The organism is uncultured Shimia sp., from assembly GCF_913054185.1.
In the GTDB taxonomy this organism is placed as follows: domain Bacteria; phylum Pseudomonadota; class Alphaproteobacteria; order Rhodobacterales; family Rhodobacteraceae; genus Shimia.
This window is the reverse complement of record NZ_CAJXIV010000151.1, coordinates 1-4,782: the sequence shown is the minus strand read 5'-3', so window position 1 is coordinate 4,782 and position 4,782 is coordinate 1. Positions and strand designations below refer to the sequence as shown.

Annotated in this window: 4 protein-coding genes; all 4 read left to right on the top strand. The window is 60.3% G+C overall.

Annotated elements, in window-relative coordinates; genetic code table 11:
- Positions 1-2,151: calcium-binding protein (locus tag QZ517_RS19535; protein ID WP_294230568.1), on the top strand; the 2,151-nt coding region annotated here is incomplete at its 5' end.
- Between the two features lie 93 nt (positions 2,152-2,244).
- On the top strand, positions 2,245-3,069 hold the full coding sequence (locus tag QZ517_RS19530) for a glycosyltransferase family 2 protein (RefSeq protein ID WP_366766418.1): 825 nt from the start codon (positions 2,245-2,247) through the stop codon (positions 3,067-3,069).
- Positions 3,066-4,433 carry an oligosaccharide flippase family protein gene (locus QZ517_RS19525; RefSeq protein WP_294230565.1) on the top strand — a complete coding sequence of 456 codons (1,368 nt, stop codon included), beginning with the start codon at positions 3,066-3,068 and terminating at the stop codon, positions 4,431-4,433. Before QZ517_RS19530 ends, QZ517_RS19525 begins: the two co-directional genes overlap by 4 nt.
- A 107-nt stretch (positions 4,434-4,540) precedes the next feature.
- Positions 4,541-4,782, top strand: a 242-nt coding sequence (locus tag QZ517_RS19520; RefSeq protein WP_294230562.1) for a beta-ketoacyl synthase N-terminal-like domain-containing protein, incomplete at its 3' end; no start/stop codon positions are given.

Below are 4,782 nucleotides of genomic sequence, written 5' to 3'. Positions count from 1 at the left end.
TATGAGGCGGAGCTGCCATTGGTGCTCGATATTCCGGAAAGCATTCATCCGGATGTGCGCACCTACTGGGACGCGGTGCGTGACGAAATTCACCGGTTGGTGCTCAAGCCGATTGAGCAAGCGGCGGCCCGGGAGGTGCCGTCCAATGTGCCCTTTCGCACGCCAGACGGAGACGCGCCCCAGCTAGCAGGCCTTGGGCTGGCCGACCCGGCGCTGGCCATGGGGTTGAGTGGGATCAGCGATTGGTCCACACAACAGCCGTTTATCAACGTGATGAAAACCGCGCGCCCCTGGGTGGGGCATTTGCCCGGCCAATGGGGTGGCGTGAGCTTTGAAGAGCTGGACGCGCGCGGTTTGTTGGACGAAGCGGGCTGGATCTGGGGCGTGCCTGAAGACATCGAGTCGGTGGAGACCTTGCTCCTGACGGACTTGCCCGAGCAGGCCGTTGGCTATTCCGGGCGTTACCGGGTGACGTGGCAAGGCGCGGGGGAGATTGAGCTCACCGGACGGGCGCGGGTGACCTCCAAAGCACCGGGGGAAATCTGGTTTGACTTCACGCCCGGAGAAGGGCCGGTGGGGATCAAGATCCGCCAGCCGGACCCGGATATGACCGGCGACTATGTGCGTGACATTCAAGTGATTGCGCAGTCTTACACCCTGCTCGCGGACGCCGGGGCGGTGTTCAATCCGATGTGGCTCAACGTGATTGATGACCTGCGCATGGTGCGGTTTATGGATTGGATGAAAACCAACGGCTCAACCCAGTCCAGCTGGGACGGTCGGCCACTCACGAGCGACTTCACCTATGGCTGGCGCGGGGTGCCGGTGGAAGTGATGGTGCGCCTCGCCAATGAGATTGGCGCAGACCCGTGGTTCACCATGCCGCATCTGGCGGATGAGGGGTATTTGACCGGTTTTGCCAGCTATGTGCGCAATCATCTGGATGCAGAGCTCAATGCCCATGTCGAGTATTCCAATGAGATGTGGAACTGGGGCTTTGACCAGGCGCAATGGGCGTTGCGCGAAGGCGAGGCGCGATGGGGCAAAGGCCAGGACGTGCAGATGCAGTTTGCCGGGATGCGGGCGGCAGAGATGGCGCGCATTTGGGGCGAGGTTTATGGCGAGGCTGCTGAAGGTCGGCTGACGCGGGTGATTGCGACGCACACCGGCTGGCCCGGCTTTGAAGAAGGCCTGTTACAGGCGCCGCTGTGGCAGGCAGAGGGCAATCCGGCACCGGTGAGCTTGTTTGAGGCTTATGGCGTGACCGGCTATTTTGGCGTCACTCTGGGGATGGAAGATGAAGGTTCTAAAGAGTTGCGCGGTTGGCTTGATACGGCGCGCAAACAGGCTGAGGCGGCGGGGTCTGCTGAAGGGCTGAAACGGGCGGCACTGGCGGCCTATGTGGAAGACCATGCGCATGATGGCGTGGCGGCACAGGCGGCGGCGTGGCTGCGCAACGGTGAGTTGAAAGAACTCACTGGCAAACTGCTGCCCTATCATCAGAAAGTGGCCCAGGACAACGGGCTCGCACTGGTGATGTATGAGGGCGGCAACCACGCGGTGGGCGTGGGTGTTGAGGCCAATGACGCGGCGCTGACGGCGTTCTTTACAGAGTTCAGCACAAGCGCTGAGGTGGCGACGATGTATGAAGAGTTGCTGGCAAGCTGGCGCAGTTTGGGTGGGCAGAGCTTCAATGCGTTTACCGATGTGGGCAAGCCCAGCAAATGGGGCAGTTGGGGGCATCTGCGGTATTTGGGGGACAAAACGCCCCGGCATGACGTGCTGTTGGACTATAACCTCACTGGCCCACATTGGAGCGAAGACCGCGCCGAGGACACTTTCCTGCACGGCGGGATTTACCTTGGTGATGACACAGCCGACCGGCTGGAGGGTACAGGCAAGCGCGATGTGTTGTTGGGTATGGGCGGCAATGATGTGCTGGTGGCGCGGGGACCGGGCGATCTGCTGCATGGCGGGCCGGGCACGGATCGGGCGATTTTGCCGGGTGTGCGCGGAGACTATGAGTTCAGCCGCGAAGGTGCGCAGGTGCGGGCCGTCGCGGACGGGCGCAGTTATCTTTTGACCGAGATGGAGGCCGTGGCCTTTGAAGACGCGCCTGCGCTGGTGCTGCCGATCAGCGGGCTTTTGTGACACAGGGTTGATGTGAAAGGGAAATCCCCCTGCCCCGTCGTGCACCGATCTGATAGGTTGTGCCAAACGTGACGTCAGAGGCGAGCCATTTCCGTGCTGAGCATTCTCATTCCGGCCAACAATGAGGCCGCCCATATCGGCCCCTGTCTGGAGGCGGTCTTGGCCTCTGAGGGGCCAGACGTGGCGCAGATAGTGGTGGCGGCCAATGGCTGTGATGACGACACGGTGCAGATTGCCGAACGCTACCGCACAACTGTTGAAGCCAAAGGCTGGACCCTCACGGTTTTGAACCTGCCAGCCCTGGGCAAAATGGGCGCGTTAAACGCCGCTGACGAGGCCGCCTCATTTGGCAATCGCGCCTATCTGGATGCAGATGTGCTTGTGGACCCTGCCCTGATGGGACAAATCACCAAGACCCTCAACACAGACACCCCACGCTACGCCAGCGGCAAGTTGCGGCTGTCACGTGCCAAAACATGGGCCACACGGGCCTATGCGCGCACCTACAGCAAGGTTCCCTTCATCACCCACGGCGTGCCGGGGGCTGGGTTGTTTGCCGTGAACGCTGCCGGTCGCGCGCGCTGGCAAGACTTCCCCGGCATCATTTCAGACGACACTTTTGTGCGTCTGAACTTCGCGCCAGAGGAGCGCATCAGCACCGAAGCAGGTTACGATTGGCCATTGGTCGAAGGATTCGCAGCCTTGGTCAAAGTGCGGCGGCGCCAGAACGCCGGTGTTGACGAAATTGTGGCACGGTTTCCAGAGCTGCTCAAAAACGACGATAAAGTCACGCTCAGCTTTGGTGAGAAACTCGGCATGATGCTGCGCGATCCATTGGGCTTTGCGGTCTATGCGGCGGTCTCGGTAGTGGTGAAACTCTCGCCACAAAAATCGGACTCGTGGGAGCGCGGAAGATGAACCGTCTGAGGAGCCTCACGCAGGGCGACTCGTTGGCTGCCCGCGCCATTCGCAGCGGCGGCTGGACAATTTTTGGCTATGGCGGATCACAGGCGCTGCGACTGGCCTCCAACCTGATCCTCACACGGCTTTTGTTCCCCGAAGCCTTTGGCCTGATGAGCCTTGTTTGGGTGTTCCTGCAAGGATTGGCCAATCTCAGCGACATGGGGGTGACCCAGTCGATCTTGCAGAGCAAACGTGGCGAAGACCGCGCCTTTCTCGACACCGCCTGGTCCATCCAGGTGTTACGGGGCGTGTTCCTGTTGATCCTGACCTGGTCCTTGGCTGTGCCAGCGGCGGCGTTTTATGACGCGCCGGAGCTGGCCGAGATCCTGCCAATTGTCGGCCTCACCCTGCTGATCATGGGGCTGTTCCCCACCAAAAAAGACAGCGCCAACCGCCACCTTGCGCTTGGGCGGATCACGACGATCGATCTCTCCGCGCAGGTGATTGGATTGGTGGTCGGCGTGGCAATTGCATGGGCCACAGGATCGGTTTGGGCCTTGGTGGCCAATGCAGTGACGACAACGGTCATGCAATTGATTTTCTACTATATTTTCCTACCCGGCACGATCAACAAACCACGCTGGGACAAGCCCGCCGCCGGAGAACTGATCCACTTTGGCAAGTGGATTTTCCTCTCCACCGCCGCCGGGTTCCTGCTGTCGCAAGGTGACAAGATTGTGTTGGGCAAGCATCTTAGTTTGGGTGCGCTTGGGGTCTATAACATCGGCTACTTCCTGGCGTCGTTTCCGCTGCTGCTGGGCGGGATGCTGATGCGGCGGATCATGATTCCGATTTACCGCGAAAAGCCACCCAGCGAGGGGCCCGAAAACCGCGCTAAATTGCACAAGATGCGCATGTTGTTGAGCGGCGGATTGATGGGGCTTTTGGCGCTGTTTGCCTTGGTTGGTGTTGGGCTAGTGACTGTGCTCTATGATCCCCGCTACGTATTGGCGGGTGGTGTCGTGGTGCTATTGGCTGTGATGCAAATTCCGCAGGTGATTGCCCTGACCTATGATCAGGCCGCGCTGGCCGCAGGCGACAGCCGTGGGTTCTTTTTTCTGGCCGTCACGCGGGCAGCGCTCATGATGGCGGGTTTGATAATTGGGGCCAGTCAGTATGGCCTCACCGGCGCTTTGCTGGGGCAAGGTCTGGCGATGGTGTTGGCCTATCCGGCGGTGGTCTGGCTGGCGCGAAAACATGGCGCTTGGGATGCGCGGCATGATGCAACCTTTTGGGCCATGGGCATTGGCATAGGGAGCCTCGCCTTTTGGCTCCATCAGAGCGCGATTGTTAATCTTTCTGCCCTCAATTTGCCCTGATTTCACCTTCCTACTGGGCGGATGGGGTTCTATCTTTAAGGCAAGTGTAAGAGTCCCCGCTTCAGAAGGGGACCGCTGACGGCGTAAATGAACAGCAGGTGGATGTGGTGACAAGCCCGACGGACCAACCGGTCGCTGAGACGGATATTGCAATTGTGGGCATGGCCGCCCACCTGCCTGGCGCGCCCGGCATCGCGCAGTATTGGCACAACCTGCGCAGCGGCATCCGCTCGATCCGCAAACTCTCCGAAGACGAGCTTTTGGCCAATGGCGAGAGCCGGTCCAAAATGGCACATCGCAACTTTGTGCCCGCCGCCGCGATGCTGGATGGCTTTGCTGATTTTGATGC

What these genes read in the sequence shown, in the direction of transcription:
- QZ517_RS19525 (WP_294230565.1), top strand. Translation starts at nt 3,066, where the DNA reads ATGAACCGTCTGAGGAGCCTCACGCAGGGCGACTCGTTGGCTGCCCGC.